Below are 14,476 nucleotides of genomic sequence, written 5' to 3'. Positions count from 1 at the left end.
AAAAATGACAATGCCAACTCATCAGTGCCCATGGCGGATGCAGGTTCATCACATCCATCAGGAAACGCCGGATGTATGGACAATTTCGTTGCTGTGCCACGACTATTATCCGTATCGCGCCGGGCAGTATGCACTGATCAGCGTGCGTAATTCGGCAGAAACGCTGCGCGCTTACACGCTCTCTTCAACGCCGGGCGTCAGCGAGTACATTACGCTGACCGTTCGCCGGATTGACGACGGTGCGGGCTCACAGTGGTTAACCCGCGACGTGAAGCGCGGCGACTACCTCTGGCTGTCCGATGCAATGGGCGATTTCATCTGCGAAGACAAAGCCGATGATAAGTTCCTGATGCTGGCAGCCGGTTGTGGCGTCACGCCGATCATGTCGATGCGCCGCTGGTTGGCGAAGTACCGTCCGCATGCTGACGTACAGGTGATCTTCAACGTGCGCTCGCCGCAGGATGTCATTTTTGCCGAAGAATGGCGTCAGTATCCGGTCACGCTGGTGGCGGAAAACAACGCCACGGCCGGTTTTGTCGCCGGTCGCCTGACCACTGCGCTGTTGCAACAGGTACCGGATCTGGCCTCCCGCACGGTGATGACCTGTGGCCCGGCGCCGTATATGGATCTGGTCGAGCGGGAAGTGAAAGCGCTGGGCGTCACGCGCTTCTTTAAAGAACAGTTCTTCACCCCGGTAGCGGAAGCGGTAACCAGCGGTCTGAAATTCACTAAGCTGCAGCCAGCGAAAGAATTTTACGCGCCGGTCGGTACGACGCTGCTGGATGCGCTGGAAAGCAACAAGGTGCCCGTCACCGTTGCCTGCCGCGCGGGCGTCTGCGGGTGCTGTAAAACCAAAGTGGTTTCCGGCGACTATACGGTCAGCAGCACCATGACGCTAACCGATGCTGAAATCGCCGAAGGCTACGTACTGGCCTGCTCCTGTCACCCGCAGGGCGACTTAGTGCTCGCCTGAGTCAACAAAGCCCGGTTCGTCCGGGCTTTTTTTTTACCGCCAGGCTGAATTACCCGCAACCGAAAACCGTCCCGCACCGAGAAACGCCACCGCCAGTGCGCCGATAAAGAAATAGACCAGACTTTCAATTGCCCATGCGCCAGTTTTATCCAGCGCCCAGGTTTCATTCATCCCGACCATCAGCCACGCCACAATCATGGTGAATGCCAGCACCAGCGCCGCCGGACGCGTCAGGATCCCGAGAATAATCAGACAAGGCGCAATCACTTCCCCCACCAGTACGCCGTACGCAATAAAGCCCGGTAACCCTTTGGCAATCAGCATTCCGCTAATGCCATCAATCCCGGCAAACAGCTTATGCAGCCCGTGAAACAGCATCAATCCCCCAACCGCCAGGCGTAATAAAAACTTGCCAAAATCCTCGTGCGTCAGCATCCGATTCACTGCATTTAACAATGTGGTAAGCATCTGAATTTACCCCTGGTTCACTCTGATTTTTTCACGCTACGCGTTATCCCCCCTGAAAGGAAGCCGCTGAAAATAAGGGGGTGCCACGCAGCGTAATCACTATCTTCATCTAAACTTGTAACCGGTATCACAATTAAGGAGATGGAAAACCATGAAACAAACGGTTGCCGCTTTTATTGCTAAAACACTGGAACAGGCAGGTGTGAAACGTATCTGGGGCGTGACGGGCGATTCGCTGAACGGCCTGAGCGACAGCCTCAATCGCATGGGAACGATTGAGTGGATGTCGACCCGTCATGAAGAAGTTGCCGCGTTTGCGGCGGGTGCGGAGGCGCAACTGACCGGTGAACTGGCGGTTTGCGCAGGGTCTTGTGGACCCGGTAACCTGCATCTGATCAACGGTCTGTTTGATTGTCATCGTAACCACGTCCCGGTGCTGGCCATCGCCGCCCACATTCCGTCCAGCGAAATTGGCAGCGGCTATTTCCAGGAGACGCACCCACAGGAACTGTTCCGCGAATGTAGCCACTATTGCGAGCTTGTTTCCAGCCCGGAACAGATCCCCCAGGTCCTGGCGATTGCCATGCGCAAAGCGGTGCTCAATCGCGGCGTCTCGGTGGTGGTATTACCAGGCGATGTGGCATTAAAACCGGCGCCAGAAAGCGCCAGCAGCCACTGGTATCACGCGCCCTTACCGATCGTCACGCCCGCAGAAGAAGAGTTAAGAAAGCTGGCCCAACTGTTACGCTACTCCAGCAACATCGCCTTGATGTGCGGCAGCGGCTGCGCGGGTGCGCATAAAGAACTGGTCGAGTTTGCCGCCAAAATTAAGGCCCCTATCATTCACGCCCTGCGCGGTAAAGAACATGTCGAATACGACAACCCATATGATGTGGGGATGACCGGATTGATCGGCTTCTCATCCGGCTTCCATACCATGATGAATGCCGATACGCTGGTGCTACTCGGTACGCAGTTCCCTTACCGCGCGTTCTACCCAACCGACGCCAAAATTATTCAGATTGATATCAACCCCGCCAGTATCGGCGCGCACAGTAAGGTCGATATGGCGCTGGTAGGCGATATCAAAGCCACGCTGACGGCACTGCTGCCGCTGGTGGAAGAGAAAACCGAACGTAAATTCCTCGATAAGGCATTGAGCGATTATCGCGATGCGCGTAAGGGCCTCGACGATCTTGCCAAACCCAGCGAAAAGGCGATCCACCCGCAGTACCTGGCGCAACAAATCAGCCATTTTGCCGCCGATGACGCCATCTTTACCTGCGACGTCGGTACGCCGACGGTGTGGGCCGCCCGCTACCTGAAAATGAACGGCAAGCGCCGTCTGTTGGGCTCGTTTAACCACGGTTCGATGGCTAACGCCATGCCGCAGGCGCTGGGCGCACAGGCCACCGCACCGGGACGTCAGGTCATTGCCATGTGCGGCGACGGCGGATTCAGTATGCTGATGGGGGATTTCCTGTCGGTGGTCCAGATGAAGCTCCCGGTCAAAATCGTGGTCTTTAACAACAGCGTGCTGGGCTTTGTGGCGATGGAGATGAAGGCCGGTGGTTATCTCACTGACGGTACGGAGTTGCACGACACTAATTTTGCGCGCATTGCCGAAGCGTGCGGCATCACCGGTATTCGGGTGGAAAAAGCCGCAGACGTTGATGAAGCACTACAGCGCGCCCTGTCAATCGACGGCCCGGTGCTGGTGGATGTAGTTGTTGCAAAAGAAGAACTGGCCATTCCGCCGCAGATCAAACTGGAGCAGGCCAAAGGCTTCAGCCTGTATATGCTGCGCGCCATCATCAGCGGTCGCGGCGATGAGGTGATCGAACTGGCAAAAACCAACTGGCTCAGGTAAAACAATGCACATCGCCTTTCAAACAATAGGGATGTGCAATGATTGATCTACGCAGTGATACCGTCACCCGTCCGAGTCGCGCCATGCTTGAAGAAATGATGGCCGCCCCGGTGGGGGACGACGTGTACGGGGATGACCCTACCGTTAACGCTCTCCAGCACTACGCCGCTGACCTTTCAGGTAAAGAAGCGGCGTTATTTTTACCCACCGGCACCCAGGCCAATCTCGTGGCGCTGCTCAGCCACTGCGAGCGCGGCGAAGAGTATATCGCCGGTCAGGGCGCGCATAATTATCTGTATGAAGCCGGCGGTGCGGCGGTGCTCGGCAGCATTCAACCGCAGCCGATTGACGCTGCGCCAGACGGAACGTTACCGCTGGATAAAGTCGCGGCCAAAATTAAGGCCGATGACATTCACTTTGCCCGCACTCGTCTGTTAAGCCTCGAAAATACGCACAACGGTAAAGTGCTGCCACGTGAATATCTGAAAGAGTCCTGGGAATTTACCCGTGAGCGCGGTCTGTCGCTGCACGTCGATGGCGCGCGTATTTTTAACGCCGTCGTAGCTTACGGCTGCGAACTCAAAGAGATCACACAATACTGCGACTCCTTTACCATCTGCCTGTCCAAAGGGCTGGGGACGCCGGTCGGATCGCTACTGGTCGGCAGCCGCGATTATATCAAGCGTGCTACCCGCTGGCGCAAAATGACCGGCGGCGGCATGCGTCAGGCCGGTATTCTGGCGGCTGCCGGGCTGTATGCCCTGAAAAATAACGTTGCGCGCCTGCAGGACGATCACGACAACGCGGCCTGGCTTGCAGAGCAGCTACGGGAAGCCGGGGCGGACGTGATGCGTCACGACACCAATATGCTGTTCGTGCGCGTCGGTGAGGCTAATGCCGCTGCGCTGGGCGAGCATATGAAAGCACATGGCGTGCTGATCAACGCCTCGCCAATCGTCCGTCTGGTGACCCATCTGGATGTTTCACGGGAACAGCTTGCTGATGTCGTCGCCCACTGGCGCGCGTTCCTGACTCGTTAAGGAGAGAGATGTGCCGCAACGCATAGTGGTTCTTGGCGCCAGTGGTTACATTGGTCAACATCTGGTGCAGGCGCTCAGCCAGCAAGGACATCAGGTACTGGCGGTGGCACGTCGCATTGAACGACTGGACAAACAGCAGTTGCCCAACGTCAGCTGTCATAAGGTCGATCTGAACTGGCCGACGCAGCTTGCGTCTCTGTTGACGAATGTTGATACCGTCTACTATCTGGTACACGGTATGGGAGAAGGCGGCGATTTCATTGCCCATGAGCGTCAGGTCGCGCTTAACGTGCGTGATGCTCTGCGTGAAACGCCGGTCGGGCAACTGATTTTTCTCAGCTCCTTGCAGGCACCGGAACACGAGCAGTCTGACCACCTGCGGGCGCGGCAGATCACCGCCGATACCCTGCGCGAGTCTGGCGTACCGGTAACGGAACTGCGCGCCGGGATCATCGTCGGAGCCGGTTCCGCCGCTTTTGAAGTGATGCGCGACATGGTCTACAACCTGCCGGTGCTGACCCCGCCGCGCTGGGTGCGCTCACGTACCACGCCCATCGCGCTGGAAAACCTGCTGCATTATCTGGTGGCCTTGCTGGATCACCCGTCCCGTGAGCATCGGATCTTTGAAGCCGCCGGGCCACAGGTGCTTAGCTATCAGCAGCAGTTCGAACATTTCATGACGGTGAGCGGCAAGCATCGCTGGCTTATCCCCATCCCCTTTCCCACCCGTTGGATTTCCGTCTGGTTCCTGAATGTCATCACCTCGGTGCCGCCTACCACCGCGAAAGCGTTGATACAGGGTCTCAGACACGATCTGCTGGCCGATGACAGCGAACTACGGGCGTTGATACCCCAAAAGCTTATCGCCTTTGACGATGCTGTACGCAGCACGCTGAAGGAAGAGGAGAAACTGGTGAACTCCAGCGACTGGGGTTACGACGCGCAGGCGTTTGCCCGCTGGCGACCGGAATACGGTTTTTTCGCCAAACAGGCCGGGTTTACCGTAAAGACATCCGCCAGATTGCCGGCGTTGTGGCGGGTAGTGAACCGTCTTGGCGGCAAAGAGGGCTATTTCTTTGGCAATGGATTGTGGAAGATCCGGGCCGCGCTGGATCTGCTAGTCGGGCATCGGCTGGCAAAAGGTCGCCCTGAACACGAACTGCTTCAACCGGGCGATACTGTAGACAGTTGGAAAGTGATTATCGTCGAGCCAGAAAAACAGCTCGCGCTGCTGTTTGGCATGAAAGCGCCAGGCCTGGGACGGCTGAGCTTTACCCTTGACGATAAGGGCGATCATCGCGAAATTGACGTGCGTGCCTGGTGGCATCCGCACGGTATGCCAGGGCTTTTCTACTGGCTGCTGATGATCCCGGTGCACCTGTTTATTTTCCGGGGGATGGCAAAGAAAATTGCCAGACTTGCAGAACAAATCACAGATAAATCGTAAAAACTTACTGTATTGTTTCATGTTTCCCATTGCATACCGACGTAATTCACGGAAGAATGCGCACGACGTTTTATTAAACACAGTGGACTGATATGAAGGTACTGGTTACCGGCGCAACCAGCGGCTTAGGACGAAACGCGGTTGAGTTTTTGCGCAACAAAGGCATCAGCGTCAGAGCGACCGGTCGCAACGAAGCGATGGGTAAACTGCTCGAAAAAATGGGCGCGGAGTTTGTGCATGCGGATCTGACCGAGCTGGTCTCTTCGCAGGCGAAGGTTATGCTTGCGGGCATCGATACGCTGTGGCACTGCTCAAGTTTCACCTCACCCTGGGGAACTCAGGAAGCCTTTGATCTGGCAAACGTACGTGCGACCCGCCGTCTTGGCGAATGGGCCGTCGCATGGGGCGTGCGTAACTTTGTTCATATTTCCTCTCCATCGCTTTATTTCGATTATCGCCATCATCGCGATATCAAAGAAGATTTTCGCCCGCACCGCTTTGCCAACGAATTTGCCCGCAGCAAAGCCGCTGGCGAAGAGGTCATCAGCCTGCTGGCCCAGGCCAACCCGCAGACCCGGTTTACGGTGTTGCGCCCACAGAGCCTGTTTGGCCCACACGACAAAGTGTTTATTCCCCGTCTGGCGCACATGATGCACCACTACGGCAGCGTGCTGTTGCCGCACGGCGGCAGCGCGATGGTCGATATGACCTACTATGAGAACGCAATCCACGCGATGTGGCTGGCGAGTCAGGAACTGTGCGACAGCCTGCCGTCCGGTCGGGTGTACAACATCACCAACGGCGAACCCAGAACCCTGCGCAGTATCGTGCAAAAGCTGATTGATGAACTGAATATTCACTGCCGGATCCGTTCCGTGCCCTATCCGATGCTGGATATGATTGCCCGCAGCCTGGAGCACTTTGGCAATAAGTCTGCCAAAGAACCGGCGTTAACCCACTACGGGGTGTCGAAGCTGAATTTCGATTTTACGCTGGATATCAGCCGTGCCGAAACGGAACTGGGGTATAAGCCGGTGGTGACGCTGGATGAAGGCATTGTGAATACGGCCGCGTGGTTGCGCGACCACGGAAAACTGCATCGCTAACCTTGCCCATACTTTTCCAGTAACGCCTCAGCAATCGCCTGCGTTTCGGCATCGGCAACGCCGTTCCACAACGTCGGGCGGAAGTGCATCTGAAACGCCATCACAACGCGCTGCTGTTCACGCGCGGTCATTTCAGGCTTCACCTCATACCCATAACGCGACAACAGATCCAGCAGTGAGGCCATCTCAACGGGCGTATGCGGCGCCCGCCCAGCGAGGTAGAAATTTACCCGCTGCGCATCGGGCCAGGCGCCAATGCCTTGTGCTGCCAGCGCTCGCCAGGGAAACAGCGGACCGGGATCGTCTTTTCGCTGTGGGGCAATATCCGCATGCGCGACCACGTTCTGTGGCTTGATGTCGTAACGGGCGATAATGTCTTTTGCCAGCGGGATCAGCGCCTGAATCTGCGCAGGCTCAAACGGGGCAAAATATTTATCACCCGCCGATTTTTGCCAGCCGCGATTTTCCAGCTCAATGCCAATCGAGGTGTCGTTGATGCGCGTCGCGCCGCGCCAGAAACTGATACCGGCATGCCACGCCAGATCCTGTTCCGGCACCAGTTGCCAGATACGCGGTTTACCACGATGCAACGGCGGCACGGACGGGATCAGATAATGCGAACTGACGTTTTTATCCGTCAGCGTCGCCAGCGAGCTATCGAAGTCATCCGCGGTATAGTGGATCACCAACACTTTGATGCGCGGATATGCCGCCTGCGCCTGATGACGGGTATCAAGCTGATAACCGTCTTTATCAACGATCCCTTTTTCGCCCGCGCATCCCGTCAGCAGTAACGCAAAGGCCGCCAGCCATAACCCCTTTCTCATCGACGCGTTTTCACCGCCGTCCCGCTGACGCTGACCATCAGCATGCTGCTGTCTTTGCCGACCGTTTCATAATCGATATCAATGCCCACGACGGCGTCAGCGCCCAGCGCTTTCGCCTGCTCGCCCAGCTCTGCGAAAGCAATTTCACGCGCTTTGCGTAACTCTTTTTCGTAAGCGCCTGAACGACCGCCGACGATATCGCGGATACCGGCAAAAAAGTCCCGGAAAATATTCGCGCCCAGAATGGCTTCGCCTGTGACCACACCGCAGTATTCCACGATGCTTTGTCCTTCGAGCGTGGGGGTTGTCGAAAATTGCATGATGTCTCTCCTGGTTACATTCAGCACATTATCAGCGCCATACACTATCATTGAAAGGATATAATTGATTATCGTAGATGACTGTTATCTTAGAAGACTCATGGCAGAACGCTTATAAGGAAATCACTATGCGCTATTCGAAACTCTCCCTGCTCATCCCTTGCGCGCTGCTGCTCAGCGCCTGCACTACCGTCACGCCAGCCTATAAAGACAACGGGCCGCGTGCGGGGGCCTGTGTGGATGGCGGCCCGGACAGTGTGGCTCAACAATTCTATGACTATCGTATCCAGCACCGCAGTAATGATCTCACCGCCCTGCGCCCTTATCTGAGCGACAGCCTGGCGAAACTGCTGTCGGATGCCAGTCGTGACAGCGCGCATCGTCAACTGATGAGCAGCGATCCGTTCTCCAGCCGCGCCACGCCGCCGGACAGCGCCAGTGTTGCCAGCGCCTCGACCATTCCGAATAGTGATGCACGAAACATCCCACTACGCGTTGCGCTGAAACAGGGCGATCAGAACTGGCAGGATGAAGTGCTGATGATCCGTGAAGGCCAGTGCTGGGTCATTGATGATGTTCGCTATCTCGGCGGCAGCGTGCATGCCCCGGCCGGTACGCTTCGTCAGTCGGTTGAAAACCGTTAATCTCTCCGCTTAAACGCGCTAAAAATTGTCCCCCCGTAAATTGTCCGGCATTCTGCATGGAATGCCGACAATTGTTCTTACCGACCTTCCCCCTCGCTATTTTGTGCTATGTTTAATGAGAAATGCGCGTTATATTTAACTTTTAAAGCATAAATATTGCATAACTATTCTGTCAAAGGTACTATCTGCGGCTTCAATAGCTATCAGACGGCCAGTATACGAGCATCAATGAGTATTCAATTAAACGGCATTAACTGCTTCTACGGCGCGCATCAGGCGCTGTTCGATATCACGCTGGATTGCCCGCAGGGTGAAACACTGGTGTTACTGGGCCCAAGCGGGGCCGGTAAAAGCTCACTGCTGCGGGTACTCAATCTGCTTGAGATGCCGCGTTCCGGTACGCTTAACATTGCGGGAAATCACTTCGATTTCCGCAAGACGCCGTCAGATAAAGCAATTCGCGAGCTGCGTCAGAACGTCGGAATGGTCTTTCAGCAATACAATCTGTGGCCGCACCTCACCGTGCAACAGAATCTGATTGAGGCACCCTGCCGCGTGCTGGGTCTGTCGAAAGATCAGGCACTGGCGCGCGCCGAAAAGCTGCTTGAACGCCTGCGCCTGAAACCTTACAGCGATCGCTATCCGCTGCATCTCTCCGGCGGACAACAGCAGCGTGTGGCCATTGCCCGCGCGTTGATGATGGAGCCGCAGGTGTTGCTGTTTGATGAACCCACCGCCGCGCTGGACCCGGAAATTACCGCGCAGATCGTCAGCATCATTCGTGAACTGGCGGAAACTAAAATTACACAAGTGATCGTGACGCACGAAGTGGAAGTGGCGCGTAAAACCGCCAGCCGCGTCGTGTATATGGAAAACGGTCATATCGTCGAGCAGGGTAATGCGAGTTGCTTTGCCGACCCGCAGACCGAAGCATTTAAAAACTATCTCTCTCACTAAGATTCGGGACAACACAATGAAAAAAGTTCTGATTGCCGCGCTTATCGCAGGCTTTAGCCTTTCCGCTACAGCAGCCCAGACCATTCGTTTTGCGACCGAAGCGTCCTATCCTCCGTTTGAATCCATGGACGCTAATAACAAGATTGTCGGCTTTGATGTCGATCTGGCCAATGCGCTGTGTAAAGAGATCGACGCGACCTGTACCTTTACCAACCAGGCATTTGACAGCCTGATCCCAAGCCTGAAATTCCGCCGTTTCGACGCGGTGATGGCCGGGATGGATATCACGCCCGAGCGTGAAAAACAGGTGCTGTTCACGACCCCTTACTATGACAACTCCGCGCTGTTCATTGGTCAGCAGGGTAAATTCACTGGCGTTGATCAGCTGAAAGGCAAGAAAGTGGGCGTGCAGAATGGCACCACTCACCAGAAATTCATCATGGATAAGCACCCGGAAATCACTACCGTTCCGTATGACAGCTACCAGAATGCGAAACTGGATCTGCAAAACGGCCGTATTGACAGTGTGTTCGGTGATACCGCGGTGGTCACAGAGTGGCTGAAAGACAATCCGAAGCTGGCGCCGGTTGGCGATAAAGTGACGGATAAAGATTACTTCGGCACCGGCCTCGGCATCGCCGTACGCCAGGGCAATGAGGAACTGCAGCAGAAATTCAACACTGCGCTGGAAAAAGTGAAGAAAGATGGGACTTACGAGACCATCTATAACAAATGGTTCCAGAAGTAAGCCTTGATGAACGAATTTTTCCCACTTGCAAGCGCCGCCGGGATGACCGTCGGCCTTGCCGTTTGTGCACTGATCCTCGGCCTGGCGCTGGCAATGCTTTTCGCCGTCTGGGAGTCAGTGAAATGGCGTCCTGTCGCGTGGACGGGTTCCGCGCTGGTCACCATTTTACGCGGCCTGCCGGAAATTCTGGTGGTGCTGTTTATCTATTTCGGCTCCTCTCAACTGCTGCTGATGCTCTCTGATGGCTTTACGATCAATCTGGGCGTCGTGCAGATTCCGGTACGAATGGAGATCGAAAACTTCGACGTCAGCCCCTTCCTGTGTGGGGTGATTGCCCTCTCTCTGCTCTACGCAGCCTATGCGTCTCAAACGTTGCGCGGCGCGCTAAAAGCGGTACCGCTGGGGCAGTGGGAATCCGGCCAGGCGTTGGGACTGTCGAAGACCGCCATTTTCTTCCGGCTGGTGATGCCGCAAATGTGGCGTCATGCGCTGCCGGGGCTGGGCAACCAGTGGCTGGTATTGCTGAAAGATACCGCGCTGGTGAGCCTCATCAGCGTCAACGACCTGATGCTGCAAACCAAGAGTATCGCCACGCGAACCCAGGAACCGTTTAACTGGTACATTATCGCTGCGGCGATCTACCTGGTGATTACGCTGGTGAGCCAGTACATTCTCAAACGCATTGACCTGCGCGCGACACGTTTTGAGCGGAGACCAGGCTGATGTTTGAGTATTTACCTGAACTGCTGAAAGGACTGCATACCAGCCTGACCCTGACGGTGGCATCCATTGTCGTTGCCCTGATTCTGGCGTTGATTTTCACGATTGTTCTGACGTTGAAAACGCCGGTGGTAGTCTGGCTGGTGCGTGGCTATATCACGCTGTTTACCGGTACGCCGCTGCTGGTTCAGATCTTCTTGATCTACTACGGACCGGGTCAGTTTCCGTCTTTGCAGGAGTATCCGGTTCTGTGGCATCTGCTGTCAGAGCCGTGGTTGTGCGCCTTGATTGCACTGTCGCTGAACAGCGCAGCTTATACCACTCAACTGTTCTACGGGGCGATTCGCGCGATTCCGGAAGGCCAGTGGCAGTCCTGCGGCGCGCTGGGGATGAGCAAGAAAGACACGCTGGCAATCCTGTTGCCGTATGCCTTTAAACGCGCCCTCTCCTCGTATTCCAACGAAGTGGTGCTGGTGTTCAAAAGTACCTCTCTGGCATATACCATCACGCTGATGGAAGTGATGGGTTATGGTCAGCTGCTGTACGGTCGCACTTATGATGTGATGGTGTTCGGCGCAGCGGGAGTTATCTACCTGATCGTCAACGGCCTGTTGACGTTAATGATGCGTCTGATCGAGCGCAAAGCGCTGGCATTCGAACGTCGAAACTAAGCACTTTATTGCATAAATCACAACCAACAAGACGGACAAGTTTATAACCTGTCCGTCTTTTTTTATTTATCATAAAATAGTTAATCATTTTTATTGCATACAAATTCATTTACTGGCATTGTAAATCCATGCCGCAGAAACGGCGCCTCATCATAACGGGAGTCCAACCATGAAAAAGTTAGTTCTGGCCACATTACTTGCCTCTTTCACCTTCGGTGCCTCTGCCGCTGAAAAAATCAGTTTTGGCGTCTCTGCGACCTATCCACCGTTCGAATCTATGGATGCCAATAACCAAATCGTCGGCTTCGACCTCGATCTGGCAAAAGCCTTATGCAAACAGATGCAGGCAGAATGTACTTTCACCAACCATGCATTTGACAGCCTTATCCCGGCGCTCAAGTTCAAAAAATATGACGCCGTGATTTCCGGTATGGATATCACCCCAGAGCGGAGCAAACAGGTGGCGTTTACGACCCCCTACTATGCCAACTCGGCGCTGGTAATTTCGAAGAAAGATACCTATAAAACCTTTGCCGACCTGAAAGGTAAACGTATCGGGATGGAAAACGGCACCACTCACCAGAAATACTTGCAGGACAAGCACCCGGAAGTGAAAACCGTGGCCTATGACAGCTATCAGAATGCGTTTATCGACCTGAAAAATGGCCGTATTGATGGTGTATTCGGTGATACCGCCGTCGTGAACGAGTGGCTGAAAACTAACCCGCAGTTGGGTGTGGCAACCGAGAAAGTCACCGATCCACAGTACTTCGGTACCGGCCTCGGCATCGCGGTTCGCCCGGATAATAAAGTGCTGCTGGATAAACTGAACGCTGCGCTGGCGGCGATCAAGGCCGATGGTACGTACCAAAAAATCAACGACCAGTGGTTCCCGCAGTAAGACCGAGAATTGGCTGTAGAGTGCCTGATGACGCTACGCTTATCAGGCCTACAAAATACACTTCACTCGCAAGCCGGATAAGGCGCCACCGCCGCTATCCGGCAAACCGTGACTCGTCCTTCAGCAACAATGTCAGCACTTCATAATGCGCGGTATGTGGGAACATATCGAAAAGTTGTACCCGTTCAATGTGATAGCCTGGCAATGCGGCAATGTCTTTCGCCATCGTCTGCGCATTACAGCTGGAATAGATGATAAATTGCGGTGCCATTCGGCTGAGGTAATCACACAAGGATTTACCAATTCCGCGGCGCGGCGGGTTCACCAGCACCAGATCCGGCACAGCCCCCTGCCCGGTGGCAAACTGCGTCGAATCCAGCGCCTGAAAATGAAGATTGGTTAAGCCCAGTTCCGCCGCTGACTGCTTCGCACAGACAATGGCTTCCGGCGCAATTTCAATTCCCGTCAACTGCATCTGCGGCGTCGCGCAGTGCAGACCAAACCCACCGACACCACAGAACAGATCCCACATGTGGTTCACCGGCAACTGCCGCACCCAGTCACGCGCTGTGGCATATAATTGGCTTGCCACCGCCGGGTTGGTCTGGAAGAAACTGTGCGGGCGGATCCACAGCGGCACGTCGTTAAACCGCTCCGCCAGCGCCTGCTGTTCAGTCAGAAAGATTTCTGTCTCCCCTTCCATAATCGCCATATGCACCGGCTGAAGATTGACGCTGATGACCTTCAGTTGCGGCAGTTGCGCCTGCAACCACGGCAGCGCAGCACGCAACTGCGCCAGTTTACTGTCGGAACGCAGAACAAAGCGCAGCATCATACCGCCATCAAACTGACTTTCCGTCAGCAAAAGGTACTTAAGCTCTCCACGCTTGCGTGCCACGTTGTAGGGAGTTAGTCCGGCCCGCGCAATAAACGGTTTCAGCACAGCAAACACCGGCGCAAACGAGGCCGGATAGAGCGGGCAATCGCACAGATCTTCTGGCGTACCATCGCGATGCAACATGCCCAGCAACGGTTTTTCCACGCTGCCGCTGACCACCATCTTCGCCTTATTGCGAAACGCCTGCTCCGGGCCGCTGACCGGCACGCACCATTCTCCGACGGGAAAACCGGTAAGCAAATTTCGCAGATCGGCGGTTTTGGCGGTGAGTTGCTCGCCCACGGGCTGCGTGATCCACTGACAGGAACGACAGCGACCGGCGTCATAGAGTGCGCACTGCATACGGAAACCTTTATCTAAACAGGGGCGAGGATTATACACATTATTGTAAGCGGAAGAAGCGACGACTGGCCGCGGGCACAAACAGTAATAACAGCACCAGCATATCGGGCAATTTTTGCATTACCAGCGTACGCAGAATCTCCCGCTTTGACTCACCCGCAATGCTGAACAGCTCTGGATAGCCGTAGCCCAGCGAGGCCGCCCACAAATAGCTGGCGGCAATCACCTGCGTGAGGAGATAGATCCAGCGCGCCCAGTTATGCCCTTTCACCAGTGAAAACGCACACCAGATTTCAATAAATACCAGCAACAGGCTGCCGAGAAAAACCAGCGTTAAATTCCATGTCTGCACGCTGCGATGAATAAACTCGCCCAGTCCGCGAATGCCAAGGGTGTTGAAAATCATCAGCAGGTCGAGCCCACGGATCATAATAATGGCGAGCGCCGCCACCTGCACCAGCGTGGGCACATTCAGGCGGGCATGTGATGAGGATGTTTTATTAAAAAATCCCAACGAATCGTCTTCCATGAAAACAATGCCGCG

General features: G+C 55.1%; 16 protein-coding genes. 11 read left to right on the top strand and 5 right to left on the bottom strand.

All coding sequences use genetic code 11. The features are described from left to right. Nucleotides 1-4 precede the first annotated feature (4 nt). Nucleotides 5-973 (top strand): NADH oxidoreductase, encoded by a 969-nt coding sequence (gene hcr, locus HVZ37_RS07955; protein ID WP_044264207.1) that lies wholly within the window; start codon nucleotides 5-7, stop codon nucleotides 971-973. A gap of 33 nt (nucleotides 974-1,006) precedes the next feature. Here hcr and HVZ37_RS07950 read toward each other — a convergent pair whose 3' ends face one another. After that, nucleotides 1,007-1,441, bottom strand: coding sequence for a DoxX family protein (locus HVZ37_RS07950; RefSeq protein ID WP_044327093.1), 435 nt, complete (start codon nucleotides 1,439-1,441; stop codon nucleotides 1,007-1,009). A gap of 151 nt (nucleotides 1,442-1,592) precedes the next feature. Here HVZ37_RS07950 and poxB point away from each other — a divergent pair, with 151 nt between their 5' ends. From poxB to HVZ37_RS07930, 4 genes are all read left to right on the top strand, one after another. Then, on the top strand, nucleotides 1,593-3,311 hold the full coding sequence (poxB, locus tag HVZ37_RS07945) for a ubiquinone-dependent pyruvate dehydrogenase (RefSeq protein ID WP_090050831.1): 1,719 nt from the start codon (nucleotides 1,593-1,595) through the stop codon (nucleotides 3,309-3,311). A 38-nt stretch (nucleotides 3,312-3,349) separates the two neighbouring features. Further along, the gene (gene ltaE, locus HVZ37_RS07940; protein ID WP_181628297.1) at nucleotides 3,350-4,351 is read left to right on the top strand and encodes a low-specificity L-threonine aldolase; all 1,002 of its coding nucleotides are present in this window, start codon (nucleotides 3,350-3,352) and stop codon (nucleotides 4,349-4,351) included. A 10-nt stretch (nucleotides 4,352-4,361) separates the two neighbouring features. Then, complete coding sequence (locus HVZ37_RS07935; protein WP_181628296.1) at nucleotides 4,362-5,798, top strand: SDR family oxidoreductase; 1,437 nt, start codon at nucleotides 4,362-4,364, stop codon at nucleotides 5,796-5,798. A gap of 92 nt (nucleotides 5,799-5,890) precedes the next feature. Then, entirely contained in the window at nucleotides 5,891-6,904 is a 1,014-nt protein-coding gene (locus HVZ37_RS07930) for an NAD(P)-dependent oxidoreductase (RefSeq protein ID WP_142764966.1), read from the top strand. Here HVZ37_RS07930 and HVZ37_RS07925 read toward each other — a convergent pair. Then, nucleotides 6,901-7,731 carry an N-acetylmuramoyl-L-alanine amidase gene (locus HVZ37_RS07925; protein ID WP_044256372.1) on the bottom strand — a complete coding sequence of 277 codons (831 nt, stop codon included), beginning with the start codon at nucleotides 7,729-7,731 and terminating at the stop codon, nucleotides 6,901-6,903. The genes HVZ37_RS07930 and HVZ37_RS07925 overlap by 4 nt on opposite strands. After that, on the bottom strand, nucleotides 7,728-8,051 hold the full coding sequence (locus tag HVZ37_RS07920) for a heavy metal-binding domain-containing protein (protein ID WP_042320310.1): 324 nt from the start codon (nucleotides 8,049-8,051) through the stop codon (nucleotides 7,728-7,730). The genes HVZ37_RS07925 and HVZ37_RS07920 overlap by 4 nt, the downstream gene beginning before the upstream one ends. A gap of 128 nt (nucleotides 8,052-8,179) precedes the next feature. Between HVZ37_RS07920 and HVZ37_RS07915 the strand changes: the two genes are divergently transcribed. The 6 genes from HVZ37_RS07915 to artJ all read left to right on the top strand — a co-directional run bounded on the left by HVZ37_RS07915 (nucleotide 8,180) and on the right by artJ (nucleotide 12,692). Next, nucleotides 8,180-8,695 (top strand): lipoprotein, encoded by a 516-nt coding sequence (locus tag HVZ37_RS07915; RefSeq protein WP_043001225.1) that lies wholly within the window; start codon nucleotides 8,180-8,182, stop codon nucleotides 8,693-8,695. Between the two features lie 228 nt (nucleotides 8,696-8,923). Further along, complete coding sequence (gene artP / locus HVZ37_RS07910) at nucleotides 8,924-9,652, top strand: arginine ABC transporter ATP-binding protein ArtP (protein ID WP_043001226.1); 729 nt, start codon at nucleotides 8,924-8,926, stop codon at nucleotides 9,650-9,652. Nucleotides 9,653-9,668: 16 nt separating this feature from the next. Further along, on the top strand, nucleotides 9,669-10,400 hold the full coding sequence (artI, locus tag HVZ37_RS07905) for an arginine ABC transporter substrate-binding protein ArtI (protein WP_043001227.1): 732 nt from the start codon (nucleotides 9,669-9,671) through the stop codon (nucleotides 10,398-10,400). Nucleotides 10,401-10,406: 6 nt separating this feature from the next. Continuing rightward, nucleotides 10,407-11,123: an arginine ABC transporter permease ArtQ gene (gene artQ / locus HVZ37_RS07900; protein ID WP_043001228.1), complete on the top strand. Its 717-nt coding sequence runs from the start codon at nucleotides 10,407-10,409 to the stop codon at nucleotides 11,121-11,123. Next, nucleotides 11,123-11,791 (top strand): arginine ABC transporter permease ArtM, encoded by a 669-nt coding sequence (gene artM, locus HVZ37_RS07895; RefSeq protein ID WP_042320323.1) that lies wholly within the window; start codon nucleotides 11,123-11,125, stop codon nucleotides 11,789-11,791. The genes artQ and artM overlap by 1 nt, the downstream gene beginning before the upstream one ends. Nucleotides 11,792-11,960: 169 nt before the next feature. Next, nucleotides 11,961-12,692: an arginine ABC transporter substrate-binding protein ArtJ gene (gene artJ / locus HVZ37_RS07890; RefSeq protein ID WP_043001230.1), complete on the top strand. Its 732-nt coding sequence runs from the start codon at nucleotides 11,961-11,963 to the stop codon at nucleotides 12,690-12,692. A 94-nt stretch (nucleotides 12,693-12,786) separates the two neighbouring features. Here artJ and rlmC read toward each other — a convergent pair whose 3' ends face one another. Further along, nucleotides 12,787-13,932 (bottom strand): 23S rRNA (uracil(747)-C(5))-methyltransferase RlmC, encoded by a 1,146-nt coding sequence (gene rlmC, locus HVZ37_RS07885; protein ID WP_181628295.1) that lies wholly within the window; start codon nucleotides 13,930-13,932, stop codon nucleotides 12,787-12,789. 40 nt (nucleotides 13,933-13,972) lie between these two features. Then, nucleotides 13,973-14,461, bottom strand: coding sequence for a YbjO family protein (locus HVZ37_RS07880; RefSeq protein WP_109740081.1), 489 nt, complete (start codon nucleotides 14,459-14,461; stop codon nucleotides 13,973-13,975). Nucleotides 14,462-14,476 lie beyond the last annotated feature (15 nt).

It is taken from the genome of Citrobacter sp. RHB35-C17 (genome assembly GCF_013816795.1).
Lineage (GTDB): Bacteria > Pseudomonadota > Gammaproteobacteria > Enterobacterales > Enterobacteriaceae > Citrobacter_A > Citrobacter_A amalonaticus.
Note: the sequence above shows the minus strand (reverse complement) of the source record. Positions and strands in the feature narration are given on the sequence as shown.

What these genes read in the sequence shown, in the direction of transcription:
- hcr (WP_044264207.1), top strand. Translation starts at nt 5, where the DNA reads ATGACAATGCCAACTCATCAGTGCCCATGGCGGATGCAGGTTCATCAC.
- HVZ37_RS07950 (WP_044327093.1), bottom strand. Translation starts at nt 1,441, where the DNA reads ATGCTTACCACATTGTTAAATGCAGTGAATCGGATGCTGACGCACGAG.
- poxB (WP_090050831.1), top strand. Translation starts at nt 1,593, where the DNA reads ATGAAACAAACGGTTGCCGCTTTTATTGCTAAAACACTGGAACAGGCA.
- ltaE (WP_181628297.1), top strand. Translation starts at nt 3,350, where the DNA reads ATGATTGATCTACGCAGTGATACCGTCACCCGTCCGAGTCGCGCCATG.
- HVZ37_RS07930 (WP_142764966.1), top strand. Translation starts at nt 5,891, where the DNA reads ATGAAGGTACTGGTTACCGGCGCAACCAGCGGCTTAGGACGAAACGCG.
- HVZ37_RS07925 (WP_044256372.1), bottom strand. Translation starts at nt 7,731, where the DNA reads ATGAGAAAGGGGTTATGGCTGGCGGCCTTTGCGTTACTGCTGACGGGA.
- HVZ37_RS07920 (WP_042320310.1), bottom strand. Translation starts at nt 8,051, where the DNA reads ATGCAATTTTCGACAACCCCCACGCTCGAAGGACAAAGCATCGTGGAA.
- HVZ37_RS07915 (WP_043001225.1), top strand. Translation starts at nt 8,180, where the DNA reads ATGCGCTATTCGAAACTCTCCCTGCTCATCCCTTGCGCGCTGCTGCTC.
- artP (WP_043001226.1), top strand. Translation starts at nt 8,924, where the DNA reads ATGAGTATTCAATTAAACGGCATTAACTGCTTCTACGGCGCGCATCAG.
- artI (WP_043001227.1), top strand. Translation starts at nt 9,669, where the DNA reads ATGAAAAAAGTTCTGATTGCCGCGCTTATCGCAGGCTTTAGCCTTTCC.
- artQ (WP_043001228.1), top strand. Translation starts at nt 10,407, where the DNA reads ATGAACGAATTTTTCCCACTTGCAAGCGCCGCCGGGATGACCGTCGGC.
- artM (WP_042320323.1), top strand. Translation starts at nt 11,123, where the DNA reads ATGTTTGAGTATTTACCTGAACTGCTGAAAGGACTGCATACCAGCCTG.
- artJ (WP_043001230.1), top strand. Translation starts at nt 11,961, where the DNA reads ATGAAAAAGTTAGTTCTGGCCACATTACTTGCCTCTTTCACCTTCGGT.
- rlmC (WP_181628295.1), bottom strand. Translation starts at nt 13,932, where the DNA reads ATGCAGTGCGCACTCTATGACGCCGGTCGCTGTCGTTCCTGTCAGTGG.
- HVZ37_RS07880 (WP_109740081.1), bottom strand. Translation starts at nt 14,461, where the DNA reads ATGGAAGACGATTCGTTGGGATTTTTTAATAAAACATCCTCATCACAT.